General features: G+C 69.0%; 10 protein-coding genes. 8 read left to right on the top strand and 2 right to left on the bottom strand.

Going from position 1 to position 12,352, the window contains the following annotated elements; all coding sequences use genetic code 11:
- The first annotated feature begins 127 nt into the window (after positions 1-127).
- The 8 genes from dxs to ACV095_RS12385 all read left to right on the top strand — a co-directional run bounded on the left by dxs (position 128) and on the right by ACV095_RS12385 (position 8,847).
- On the top strand, positions 128-2,101 hold the full coding sequence (gene dxs, locus ACV095_RS12420) for a 1-deoxy-D-xylulose-5-phosphate synthase (RefSeq protein ID WP_478222003.1): 1,974 nt from the start codon (positions 128-130) through the stop codon (positions 2,099-2,101).
- Positions 2,098-2,715, top strand: coding sequence for a DUF402 domain-containing protein (locus ACV095_RS12415; protein WP_018770741.1), 618 nt, complete (start codon positions 2,098-2,100; stop codon positions 2,713-2,715). The genes dxs and ACV095_RS12415 overlap by 4 nt, the downstream gene beginning before the upstream one ends.
- Entirely contained in the window at positions 2,712-3,272 is a 561-nt protein-coding gene (locus tag ACV095_RS12410) for a hypothetical protein (RefSeq protein WP_478222002.1), read from the top strand. The genes ACV095_RS12415 and ACV095_RS12410 overlap by 4 nt, the downstream gene beginning before the upstream one ends.
- A gap of 9 nt (positions 3,273-3,281) precedes the next feature.
- A complete protein-coding gene (locus ACV095_RS12405; RefSeq protein WP_478222001.1) occupies positions 3,282-4,259 on the top strand; it encodes an aldo/keto reductase in 978 nt (325 codons plus the stop codon).
- A 6-nt stretch (positions 4,260-4,265) separates the two neighbouring features.
- Positions 4,266-5,291, top strand: coding sequence for a nucleoside hydrolase (locus tag ACV095_RS12400; protein ID WP_134164365.1), 1,026 nt, complete (start codon positions 4,266-4,268; stop codon positions 5,289-5,291).
- A 185-nt stretch (positions 5,292-5,476) separates the two neighbouring features.
- Positions 5,477-6,364: a hypothetical protein gene (locus ACV095_RS12395; protein WP_056393637.1), complete on the top strand. Its 888-nt coding sequence runs from the start codon at positions 5,477-5,479 to the stop codon at positions 6,362-6,364.
- Between the two features lie 10 nt (positions 6,365-6,374).
- Complete coding sequence (locus ACV095_RS12390; RefSeq protein ID WP_478222000.1) at positions 6,375-7,163, top strand: energy-coupling factor transporter transmembrane component T; 789 nt, start codon at positions 6,375-6,377, stop codon at positions 7,161-7,163.
- The gene (locus ACV095_RS12385; protein WP_478221999.1) at positions 7,156-8,847 is read left to right on the top strand and encodes an ABC transporter ATP-binding protein; all 1,692 of its coding nucleotides are present in this window, start codon (positions 7,156-7,158) and stop codon (positions 8,845-8,847) included. Before ACV095_RS12390 ends, ACV095_RS12385 begins: the two co-directional genes overlap by 8 nt.
- Positions 8,848-8,887: 40 nt before the next feature.
- Here the strand turns inward: ACV095_RS12385 and ACV095_RS12380 are convergent, their stop codons facing one another.
- A complete protein-coding gene (locus ACV095_RS12380; RefSeq protein WP_478221998.1) occupies positions 8,888-11,050 on the bottom strand; it encodes a 3-hydroxyacyl-CoA dehydrogenase NAD-binding domain-containing protein in 2,163 nt (720 codons plus the stop codon).
- Positions 11,047-12,321, bottom strand: a complete 1,275-nt coding sequence (locus ACV095_RS12375) for a thiolase family protein (protein WP_478221997.1) — start codon at positions 12,319-12,321, stop codon at positions 11,047-11,049. Before ACV095_RS12375 ends, ACV095_RS12380 begins: the two co-directional genes overlap by 4 nt.
- Positions 12,322-12,352 lie beyond the last annotated feature (31 nt).

Below are 12,352 nucleotides of genomic sequence, written 5' to 3'. Positions count from 1 at the left end.
GGTAACTGCCAGCAGGCACCATCCTCCCGAAGCCCCGGCCGGTCACCGACCAGCCGGGGCTTCGGCTTTGCAGCCAAGCCAAGGCGTTAGAGTTAAACGGCACGTCTACCACCCGAAGGAGGGGTCATTGGGAATCTTGGACACCATCCGGAATCCGCAGGACCTGAACGAGTTGACCGAGAAACAGCTGGAACAGCTGGCCTCGGAGATCAGGGAATTCCTGATCACTAACGTTTCCCAGACGGGCGGCCACCTCGGACCCAACCTCGGCGTCGTGGAGCTGACGCTGGCCGTGCACCGCATTTTCGAATCGCCCCGCGACAGCATCGTCTTCGACACGGGCCACCAGTCCTACGTCCATAAGCTGCTGACCGGACGCCAGGACTTCAGCACCCTTCGCCAGGAAGGCGGACTCTCCGGCTACCCCGCGCGGGCCGAATCGGAGCACGACATCGTCGAAAGCTCCCACGCATCCTCCTCCCTGTCCTGGGCCGACGGCATCTCCCGCGCCCGCCAGCTCACGGGAGAAGGCGACAGGCACGTCGTCGCCATCGTGGGCGACGGCGCCCTCACCGGAGGGATGGCCTGGGAAGCCATCAACAACATCGCCGCGGACAAGAAGCGCCGCGTCGTCATCGTGGTCAACGACAACGGCCGCTCCTACGCACCCACCGTCGGCGGATTCGCCGACTATCTTGCCTCCCTGCGCCCCACCATCGACTCCTTCCGCGCCGCGCCGGCGTATGAGGGCGCACTGGACTGGTGGAAGAAGAAGCTCCAGAACGGTGGCCCGGTGGGCCAGTTCACCTACAAGAGCCTGCATGCCATGAAGAAGGGCATCAAGGACTGGTGGGCCCCGCAGGGCATGTTCGAGGACCTGGGCATGAAATACATCGGTCCGGTGGACGGGCACAACCTCCAGGCCATGGAACACGCGCTCTCCACCGCCAGGAACTACGGCGGCCCCGTCATCGTCCACGCCATGACGGAGAAGGGCCACGGCTACGCTCCTGCCCGGGCCCATGAAGCAGACCAGTTCCACGCCGTCGGCATCATCGACCCCGAGACCGGCGAACCAACCGGCAGTGGGGGCGCCCAGTCCTGGACCTCCGTCTTCGCCGATGAGATCGCCGCCATCGCCGACGAGCGCGAGGACATTGTCGGCATCACCGGCGCCATGCTGATCCCGGTGGGCCTGCACAAATTTGCGGCCAAGCACCCCGAGCGCGTCATCGACGTCGGGATCGCCGAACAGCATGCGCTCACCGCGGCCGCCGGCATGGCCTTTGGCGGGCTGCATCCGGTGGTTGCCGTCTATGCCACTTTCCTGAACCGTGCCTTCGACCAACTGCTGATGGACGTGGCCCTGCACAAGGCAGGCGTCACCATTGTCCTGGACCGTGCAGGGGTCACCGGCCCGGACGGCGCCAGCCACCACGGCATGTGGGACATGGCCATGGTCCAGATCGTCCCCGGCCTCCACCTGGCAGCGCCCCGCGACGCCACCCGGCTCCGGGAGGAACTGCGCGAAGCGGTGGCCATCAGCGACGCCCCCAGCGTGGTCCGCTTCTCCAAGGGCTCTGTTGGTCCGGCGGTCGAGGCGCTGGAGCGGTTGAGCGACGGCGTGGACATCCTTGCCCGCCGCCCCTCCGGCTCCACCGAGAACGACGTCCTGATCGTCAGCGTCGGCGCGATGTCCGAGCTGGCCCTCGACGTTTCCAACCGGCTCGGGGCGCAGGGCATCAGCACCACCGTAGTGGATCCGCGCTGGGTCCTCCCGGTCCGCCGTTCCATCATCGCGCTGGCCTCGCACCACCGGCTGGTGATCTGCATCGAAGACGGCGTCCGCGCCGGTGGCGTGGGATCGCGCATCCGGCAGGAGATGCGGGCGGCAGGCGTGGACACCGCCCTGAACGAGGTTGGCCTGCCCGTCGAATTCCTGGAGCATGGCACCCGCAACCAGGTGCTGGAGCGCGTTGGGCTGACCGCCCAGCAGATCACTCACGACGTCGTTGCGCAGGTCCTGGGAACCAAGGTTCCGTTTGCGCGGCCCCTGCCCGGGCAGCAGCACCCCACCACCGGCAGCCTCCCGATCCTGTGAGGGACGAGGACGAGCTGAAGTATCCCGGCCCCGCCGGGGAGTCCGGACCGGTCCTGCACACCACCACCACGCGCGTTCCCAACGGCCTAAAGCCGGGACAGCTGGTGGTCTCCCGGAACCGGAAGTGGAACGGCAAGGCCCACTGGGTGGTGCCGGGCCGGTACCTGGGCGAAGACCGGCACGGGTGGTGGATTTTCCAGGGCACCAACGAGTTCTGTTCCCGCCCCGGCGCCGCGTTCTACACGCGCTCCGACGCCGTCCTGCTGGTGCCGCGCGAGGGTGACTGGGTGGCCACGTTCTACGACTCCGCGCATCCGGCGGGAGTACGGGTCTACATCGACCTGGCGGTGGGCCACGAATGGACACACATCCGGCCGGCGGTGACCGAGTTCCACGTGATCGACATGGACCTGGACGTCATCCGGACGGCTGACCGCGGCGTCTTCATCGACGACCAGGACGAGTTCGCCGAACACAGCGTCTCCATGCGCTACCCGCAGCAACTGATTGAAGACATCCAGGCCGCAGCGGACGGGCTTTACCACGCCGTGAAGGCACAGCAGGCGCCATTCGACGGCACCGACGTCGAATGGTTTACAGAAGGACGTAAATGAGCGGCATTGTCAGGGTCTACAAGCGCGACGACGAGGGCACCCTCCACTTCCGGGAGGCCTGGTTCGACGATGAGTACTCCCAGTTCGTCATGAACTTCGGCGCCGTGGGGCACCAGAGCAAAACCGAGGAAACCGACGTCCCGGATGCTGCTGCCGCGGAGGGCCTCCTCGACGCCTTCGCAGCCCAGTGCGCGGAGGACGGCTACGCCGAGATCCCCACCGAGGAACAGTTCTGGGTGGTGGCGCAGTTCGCGCTCAAGACCAGGGAGGGCACCGACCGGGACCGCTACCTGGAGCAGAAGGCCACGGACGCCCTGATCAGCCACCTCGCCTGGCGCGGCCTGGGCACGGTGGAGCGGTCCGAATTCACTGACTACAAGCTCAACATCTTCTGCCTCTGCCCGGACGTGAACAAGGCCGTCAACGCCATCAAAGTCTGCGCCCGCGGCGAGGACCTTGACTTCACCAAGCTCAGCATCGGCGCCGCCCCCTACGGCGACCCTGACCACTTCAAGCTCAAGCACTCAGCCAAGCCTGCCAGCAACTTCACCCTCTAGGAGGCGTCCTTGACCAGTTACCGCCGCGTTGGAAAATCCGGCCTGACCGTCTCCACCGTGGGCCTTGGCTGCAACAACCTTGGCCGCGCCAATACCGCCACCGAGACGCAGGACGCCACGGACGCCGTCGTCCACGCAGCGGTGGATGCCGGCATCACCCTCTTCGACGTTGCCGACACCTATGGGCGGGAGCCCGGATTGAGCGAAACCATGCTCGGCAAGGCCCTCGGAAACAAGCGCTCCGGCGTCGTCCTGGCCACCAAGTTCGGCATGGACATGAAGGGCGGCAGCGGGCCGGACTTCGGCGCCCGCGGGTCGCGGCGCTACATCATCCAGGCGGTGGAGGCCTCGCTGCGGCGCCTCGGCACGGACTGGATCGACCTCTATCAGTTCCACACCCCGGATCCGCTGACCCCCATCGATGAGACCCTCGCGGCGCTGGACACCCTGGTCCGCAGCGGCAAGGTCCGCTACATCGGCCACTCCAACCGTTCCGGCTGGCAGATCGCCCAGGCGGAGTACGTGGCCCGCGAACTGGGCACGGCCCGCTTCATCTCCACCCAGAACCACTACAACCTCCTGGACCGCCGTGCCGAGCTTGAGGTGACGCCCGCCGCGGAGGAGTTCGGGCTCGGTGTCCTGCCGTATTTCCCGCTGGCCAACGGACTCCTCACCGGCAAGTACTCACCGGGCCATGCCCCGGAGGGGTCCCGGCTCAGCCACACCCGCACCAACATGGTGGACGACGCCGACTGGGACCAGTTGGGCCGGTTCAGCGCCTTCGCGAAGGAACGCGGGCTGACCGAAATCGAGGTGGCCTTCTCCTGGCTTGCCGCCCAGCCCTCGGTGGCCAGCGTCATCGCCGGGGCCACCAGGGCGGAGCAGGTCAGGCAGAACGCGGAAGCGGCGAACTGGGTCCCCACGCCCGAAGACCTGGCTGACCTGGACTGGATCTTCCCGGCAGTGCCCAAAGTCGCGCTCTTCTAGGCCGCCGTGCCCGCCTACCTCCTGGATGTTGACACCGGGATCGACGACGCCCTGGCCCTTGCCTACCTGGCCGCCCTCCCGGACACGGAGATCGTGGCGGTCACGGCCTCTCCCGGCAACGTGGACGCGGACCAGGTTGCCCGCAACACCCTGGCCCTGCTGGAACTGTGCGGCAGGTCCGGGGTCCAGGTGGCGGTTGGTGCCCGCCAGCCCCTGTCCATCCCGCTGCTCACCACCCCTGAGACCCACGGACCGCAAGGGATCGGGTACGCCGTGCTGCCCGAACCCGCCGGGCGGCTCTGCGACCGGGACGCCGTGGACCTCTGGATCGAACATGCCAGGGCCAGGCCAGGCGAGCTCACCGCGCTCATCACCGCACCGCTGACCAACTTCGCCCTGGCCCTGCGCAAGGAACCGGAACTGCCCAACCTCCTGGCCAAGGCAGTAATCATGGGCGGCGCCTTCTACCACCAGGGCAACACCACCCCCACCGCCGAGTGGAACACGCACGTGGATCCGCACGCCGCCAAGGAGGTCTACGCCGCGTACCGGGGAAGGCCGCTGGAGAAACTCCCCATCGTCTGCTCCCTTGACACCACCGAACGCATGGAACTGCACCCGGCCCACGTCACGGCGCTGGCCCGGGCCGCGGGTGCCGGCGTTCCCGAACTGCTGCTCCCGGAACAGCCGGAAGGGCGGCGCAGCACCTCCGACAACACCCTCATCAGGCACCTTTCAGATGCCCTGCGGTTCTACTTTGAATTCCACCGGCTCTACGACCAGGGATACCTGGCCCACGTCCACGACTTCTTCGCCGCAGGAGTCGCGGCAGGCACGCTCGAGTACACGGCGCGGACCGCCACCGTGGACGTCGAAACGGATTCGCCGCTCCTGGCGGGAACCACTGTGGCCGACTTCCGCGGGCTCTGGGGCACACCCCCAAACGCCAGGATTGTCGACAGCAACAACCCGGAGCAGGCGTTCCGCGAACTCGTGTCCGCCATCGGAAGCCTGGCCCGCCGGGTTGGCTGACAGGGCAGGGACGGACCCGTCATGACCGGGCCACCCGGCACGGGACGCTGCCGGACGATGGCCGGTAGAATGGGCCACGGACCGGCCCGGCGCAGTTGCCGCCGGCTGCTGCCGAGGTGACATAGGCAGCCACACTCCGGCCCGGCACTGCCGGGCCACTGCCTGCACCCAAAGGAACATTCCCCATGTCATCGCCCTCTTTGACGCTTCCGTCCCAGGAACGCCCGGCGGCCCGCCGCCGGCTGCTGGAGATCCTCGGCGCCCTGGCCATCGCGGCCACCTATGTCTACCTGGTGCTCAACCAGCCGGCAGACATCACCGGAGGTCCGGGCAGCGCATCGGCCCTGATCGCCCTCACCGGCTTCCTGGCAGGCGCAGTCCTGCTGATCGTCGCCGTCCTGCCCACGCTGCCCGCGTCCACCCTGGTGCTCATTCCGGTGGCCCTGGTCCTGAACATCGTGCTCGGCCAGTTCGTTGGCAGCACCCTGGTTCCCTTCTACCTCGACGCCATCGGCACGGTGTTGATCGCGGTCCTGGCCGGCCCGGCCGCCGGTGCCGCCACCGGAGCGCTCAGCAGCATCGTCTGGTCCTTCTTCAACCCCACGGTGCTTCCGTTCGCAGCCGGCGCCGCGCTCATTGGCTGCCTCGCCGGGCTGGCAGCACGCTACGGCCTCTTCCGCCGCTTCTACCTGGCTCCCGTGGCCGGTTTCGCCACCGGAATCATCGCCGGCGTGGTGTCCGCCCCGGTGGCCGCCTTCGTCTTCGGGGGCACCTCCGGCGTGGCCACGGGGGCCATCGTCAGCGCCTTCCGGGCCATGGGGGACACCCTCCTGGCCGCGATCACCAAGCAGGCACTGATCTCCGACCCTATGGACAAGGCCATCGTGTTCACAGTCGTGGCCATCCTGGTCTATGCGCTGCCCCGCAGGGCACGCCTGCAGTTCCCTTTCGTGCGGCGCCACCGGGTCCTGGCCGGCAACACCCCCGTGGAGGCCGCGGCTGACGCTCCCGCACAGGGGCCCGGGCACGGTCCCGCGCAGGGCACCTCCCCGGATTCTGCACGGAAGGGCTGACCGCAACGCTGTGACGGCACCATCGGCAGGCAGGACGGCAGCGCCGGCCAGGCGGGAACGCCTTAACCCGCTGACGTCGCTGACGGCTGCCGCGGCCACGGCGGCCATTACGACGGCGGCCGGCACCTGGCCGCTGTCCCTCGCCGTGGTTGCCGCCTGCCTTGGCCTGTCCGTGGCGGGCGGCACGGCCCGGCGGGTGCTCCCGGCGGCTGCGGCAGTCCTGGTCCCGCTTGGCCTGTCGCTGCTGTGGCTGCACGGACTGTTCTTCCCGGAGGGCAGGACCGTCCTGGCAGAGTGGGGACCTGCCCGTATCACCCAGGAGGGCCTGGCCTTCGCCGGGCAGCGGTTCCTGCAGCTGGCGGCCGTGGTCCTGGCCCTCCTGCTGTTCTCCTTCAGCGTCCGCGTGCCCGACCTCGTGGCGGCCTTGTCCGCCCGCGGCGTACAGGGCCGGTTCGCCTTCGTCCTGGCGTCCACCCTGACCCTGCTGCCGGCCATCGCCGCCCGGGCGCAGCGGATCCGGCAGGCCCAGGAATCACGCGGCCTTGTGGTCTCCCGCAGCATGGTGTCCAGGCTGGGCGCGTTCCGGCTGCAGGCCGTTCCGCTGGTCCTCTCCCTGATCGATGATGCCGGCACCCGTGCTGCCGCCCTGGAAGCCCGGGGACTCAGCAACACCGGGCCGCGGACCAGCTACCGCGAGGTGGCTGATTCCGGCCGGCAGCGGACAGTACGCATCGTGCTGGTGCTCGCTGCCCTGGCGGCAGTGGTTCTCCGGGTAGTGCAGGCGGGCGCACGTGGCTGAGCCCATGGTGTCCCGCGGCCAACGCAATGCCAGTGATGCGGGCAATGCCAGCAATGCCAGTAATGCAGGCAATGACAGTAATGCGGGCAATGACAGCCATGCCGGTGATGCGGCCACGTCAGGCAAGCCGGTGCTGGCCGCCGGGATCCGGCACTTCACCTTCCACGACGGGCAGGTCCCGGCCCTGCAGGATGTCGCCATATCTCTTGCACCGGGCTCCTTCACGGCCATCCTGGGCGCCTCCGGAAGCGGGAAGTCCACCCTGGGCCGCCTGCTGGCCGGTTGGCTGCCTCCGGGCGGCCACGGATCGCTGGCAGGGTTCCTTGAGTTGTCCGGCACGCGCCTTGAGTTTGCCGGCGGCGCGGGGGACCCGCGGATCGATCCCGCCCAGTGGGGCCGCCACGTGGGCTTTGTCCCCCAGGACCCCGGCGCCGTGCTGTCCACCGTCCGCGCCACGGTGGCGGAGGAACTCGCGTTTGGACTGGAGAATGCCGGTACGGGGCGTGGTGACATGCAGGCGGCGGTGCAGCGCACGGCCGGGCTGCTGGGACTTCAGGGCCTGCTGGACCAGGACCCCGGGACGCTTTCCGGTGGCCAGCTCCGCCGGCTGGCCATCGGCTGCGCCATCATCGCCGGACCTCCTGTGCTGGTCATGGACGAGCCCTTCGCCTCCCTGGACGCGGCAGGGGCGGAGGATCTTGCCACCCTGGTCCTGGACCTGCTGAAGCGGGGTACCGCCGTCGTAATCCTCAGCCAGGTGGTCGACCCCCTGCTCCTGGACGCAGACACATGGGTGGTACTCGCTGGGGGCATGGTCACGGCAGCGGGGCATCCCGCCGGTATGGGAGCGGGGCATTCCGGAGATGGCGGTGTCCCGCCAGTGCTGCCCCGGGCAATCAGGCGTCCTGCCGTGCCGGAGTCCGCGGTACCGCCAAGGCGGCCTGCAGCCCGGCAGACGGGGCCGGCTGCCCTGCAGCTCCGCGGCGTCTCCTTCGCGTACCCGGACCCGCAGGTTCGCGGAAAAGAAAGCCGCAGAAGATGGGGCAGGGCGGCACCGGCGGGCGGCCTGAACACAGGCACCCCAGTGCTGCAGGACATCAGCCTGCAGGTCCACCCGGGGGAGATCGTGGCGGTCACCGGGCCCAACGGCGCCGGAAAATCGACGCTCCTGCGGCACTTCAACGGGCTGCTGCGACCCACCGCGGGAACTGTCCTGGTCAGCGGCAGCGACATCTCAAGCGACCCCGTCGGACGGACCGCTGCATCCGTGGGCCTGTTGTTCCAGCAGCCGCGCGACCAGCTGTTTGAACGGACCGTACTGCGGGAGGTCAGCTTCGGGCTGGAGCGATTGGTGGGCCGGGACATGGTTGCCGGCCGCGCCGCCGCGGCGCTTCAGGCCGTCGGGCTGGCGGAGGCCGCCGACGAGCACCCCGCCGAGCTGCCGGCATCCGACCAGCGCCTCCTGGCGCTGGCCACCGTCCTGGCGCGCAGGCCCGCCGTCCTGGCGCTGGACGAACCCACCGTGGCACTGGACGGGGACGGGCTGGCCCTGCTGGACGCCGCCGTCGGATCGGCAGCAGCGGCGGGCGCCGCCGTCGTGCTGGTCACCCATGACCTGGGCTACGCACGGACGGCGGCGCACCGGCTCCTGACGCTCGACGGCGGCCGGCTGACCCCGGCCTGACAGGCAGCACCCACCGTCCTGGCTGCCGGCCTGGTGCCGGTTACCCTGCGGCGGGGGACGCGACGCCCGGTGCCAGGAAACGCCTGCCGTTGACCCGCTCCGCGGCCCCCACCCGGTCCAGGTACGGCGTGATGCCACCCAGGAACATGGGCCAGCCCGCGCCCAGGATCATGCACAGGTCGATGTCCTCGGGTCCGGCGACGACGCCCTCGTCCAGCATGAGGCCGATTTCCTCAGCCAGGGCATCCTGGACGCGGTGCAGCACCTGCTCCGCCGTGGACGGGCTGGAGCCAAAGGACAGCAGCTCAAGCGTGGACTGGGGGATGGTCCGCGAACCGTCCGGGGCGGTCTCCCACAGTGCTTTGACGTTGTTGTCGATGAGCTTCTTGAGGTTATCGGAGACCGGGAAGCGGTCGCCGAAGGCGGCGTTCAGGGACTCCTGGACATGCTGCGCAACGGGCAGGCCCACCATGGCCAGCAGCGTGAACGGCGTCATGGGCAGCCCCATGGGCCGCAGCGCGGCGTCCGCCACCTCCGCCGGGGTGCCCTCGTCGAAGGCCGCCGTGACTTCCCCCATGAGCCTCAGCAGGATGCGGTTGACCACGAACGCGGCCGCATCCTTGACCAGCACGCCGTTCTTCTTCAGCGCCTTGGCCAGTTCGAAGGCGGTGGCCAGCACGGCATCGTCCGTGCGCGGGGCGCGCACGATTTCCAGCAGCGGCATCACAGCCACGGGATTGAAGAAGTGGAAGCCCACCAGCCGTTCGGGATGCTGCAGGTCCGCGGCCATTTCCGTCACGGAGAGCGAGGACGTGTTCGTGGCCAGGATGCACTCCGGCGCCACGATGCCTTCCAGCTCGGCGAAGACCTGCTTCTTGATGTGCAGTTTCTCGAAGACGGCCTCGATCACGAAGTCGGCGTCAGCGAAGGCGTCCTTTGACACCGAGCCCGTCACCAGCGCCTTGGTCCGGTTGGCCGCGTCCTGGCTTAGGCGCTGCTTGGCCAGCAGCTTGTCCACCTCGGCGTGGACGTACGCAACGCCTTTGTCCACGCGCGCCTGGTCGATGTCGGTCAGGACCACGGGCACCTTCAGCTGGCGGGCAAAAAGCAGGGCCAGTTGGCCGGCCATCAGTCCGGCGCCCACCACGCCCACCTTGGTGACGGGCCGGGCCAGCTTGCGGTCAGGGGCGCCGGCCGGGCGTTTGGCACGCTTCTGCACCAGGTCGAGGAAGGCGTAGACGGTGGAGCGGAACTCATCCGTCTGCATCAGCCCGGCCAGTGTGTCGCATTCCAGCGCGGCGGACTCCGCCGCTGTCATGGTGCGGTTTGCCTCGAGGATGTCCAGGACCTTGGCTGGGGCTGGGGAGGCGTTGGAGGTCTTGGCCTCGACGAAGGCCCGCCCCGCGTCCACCGCGGCGGCCCAGCGGGTTGCCGCGTCAGGGGAGGAAGGGTCGACGGCGTTGGCCCGCTCCGGGACCACCTCACCGGAGATGACACCGGCCGCCCAGGCCAGCGACTGTTCCAGGAAGTCGGCAGGCTCGAAGAGGGCGTCGGCGATGCCCATGCCGAATGCCTGCGCACCGGTGAGGGGGCGGTTGTTGCTGAGCGGGTTTTCGATCATGACCTTTACGGCATTTTCCGGGCCCACCAGGCGGGGAAGGATGTAGACGCCGCCCCAGCCGGGCACCAGGCCAAGGAAGGCTTCCGGAAGCGCCAGGGCAGCCGCCCCCGTGGACACCGTGCGGTAGGTGGACTGCAGGGCGATTTCCAGGCCGCCGCCCAGCGCGGCGCCGTTGATGAAGGCGAAGCTGGGGACGCCAAGGTTTGCCAGGGTTGCATAGACGTCGTGGCCCAGCTGTGCCATCCACAGCCCGTGCTCACGCTTTTCCAGCGACTTCACGGCGGAGAGGTCCGCGCCCGCCACCAGGTAATGCGGCTTGCCGGTCACCCCGACGCCCACAATCCCGCCACGGGCCGCACGGTCGCGCAGGCCCTCCAGGACGGTGCCGAGCTCCACCAGGGTGTTGGGGCCCAGGGTGGTGGGTTTGGTGTGGTCCAGGTCGTTGTCCAGGGTGACGAGGGCAAAGGTGCCCGGGCTGGGCCTGCCCGCCGTGCCTGGCAGGGCGATGTCCTGCACATAGGAGTGGGTCACGGTTTCGTTGGGGAAAAGGTCCGCCAACTTGCGGTAATCTGCGGCGCTCATGCCATGGCTCCTTCGGAAACGGCGGCGGTCTTCCCGGAGGGGGTTCCGCTGTAGTCGGGGTGGTGCGGGTTCTCCCAGATCACGGTGCCGCCCATGCCAAGGCCCACGCACATGGTGGTGATCCCGTACCGCACGGAGGGGTCCTCTTCGAACTGGCGGGCCAGCTGGATCATCAGCCGGACACCGGAGGAGGCAAGGGGGTGCCCCACGGCGATGGCGCCGCCGTACCGGTTGACCCGGGGGTCGTCGTCGGCGATGCCGTAGTGGTCAAGGAAGCTCAGGACCTGGACGGCGAACGCCTCGTTGATCTCGAACAGGCCGATGTCCCCGATGGTCAGCCCGGCGTTCTTCAGTGCTTTCTCGGTGGCCGGGACGGGGCCGATGCCCATCACCTCGGGCTCCACCCCCGCATAGGCGTAGCTCACCAGCCGCATCTTCACGGGCAGCCCCAGCTCTGCGGCGGCCTCGGAGGAGGCAAGGACAGCGGCGGTTGCGCCGTCGTTCAGGCCGGCGGCGTTTCCGGCAGTAACCCGGCCGTGGGCCCGGAACGGCGTGCGCAGGGCGGCCAGGTCGTCCATGGTGGTGCCCGGGCGCGGCGGTTCGTCCTTGCTGTGGACGGTCCAGCCCTCGCCCGGCTTCCGGGCGGCAACGGGAACCAGGTCCGGCTGGATCCTGCCGTCCCGGTAGGCGGCTGCCAGCTTGTCCTGCGAGGCCACCGCGTAGGCATCGGTGCGCTGCTTGGTGATGGCGGGGAAGCGGTCGTGCAGGTTCTCGGCCGTGTTTCCCATGTTCAGGGCTGCCGGGTCCACCAGCCGCTCGGACATGAACCGGGGGTTGGGGTCGGCGCCGGAGCCCATGGGGTGGTGGCCCATGTGTTCCACTCCGCCGGCAACCACCACGTCGTAGGCGCCGAATCCGATGCCGCCGGCCGTGGTGGTGACGGCCGTCATGGCACCGGCGCACATCCGGTCGATGGCGAAGCCGGGGACCGTCCGGGGGAGACCGGCCAGCAGCGCGGCGGTCCGGCCCAGGGTGAGGCCCTGGTCGCCGGTCTGGGTGGTGGCGGCAATGGCCACCTCATCGATCCGCTCCGAAGGCAGGGACGGGTTGCGGCGAAGGAGGCCGCGGATGCACTTCACGATCAGGTCGTCGGCCCGGGTTCCGGCGTAAATTCCTTTCTCGCCGGCCCTGCCGAAGGGTGTGCGGATGCCGTCCACAAAGACGACGTCGCGGACAGTGCGCGGGGATGCGCCGCTTCCGTGCTGGCTCACGTGTAACTCCTCATCGAGACGTAGCGCCGGG

It is taken from the genome of Arthrobacter sp. JDC6, from assembly GCF_056484025.1.
This window is presented reverse-complemented; position numbering and strand designations above follow the sequence as displayed.

Coding starts and splice junctions, on each gene's coding strand:
- ACV095_RS12395 (WP_056393637.1), top strand. CDS start 5,477: ATGTCATCGCCCTCTTTGACGCTTCCGTCCCAGGAACGCCCGGCGGCC.
- ACV095_RS12410 (WP_478222002.1), top strand. CDS start 2,712: ATGAGCGGCATTGTCAGGGTCTACAAGCGCGACGACGAGGGCACCCTC.
- ACV095_RS12380 (WP_478221998.1), bottom strand. CDS start 11,050: ATGAGCGCCGCAGATTACCGCAAGTTGGCGGACCTTTTCCCCAACGAA.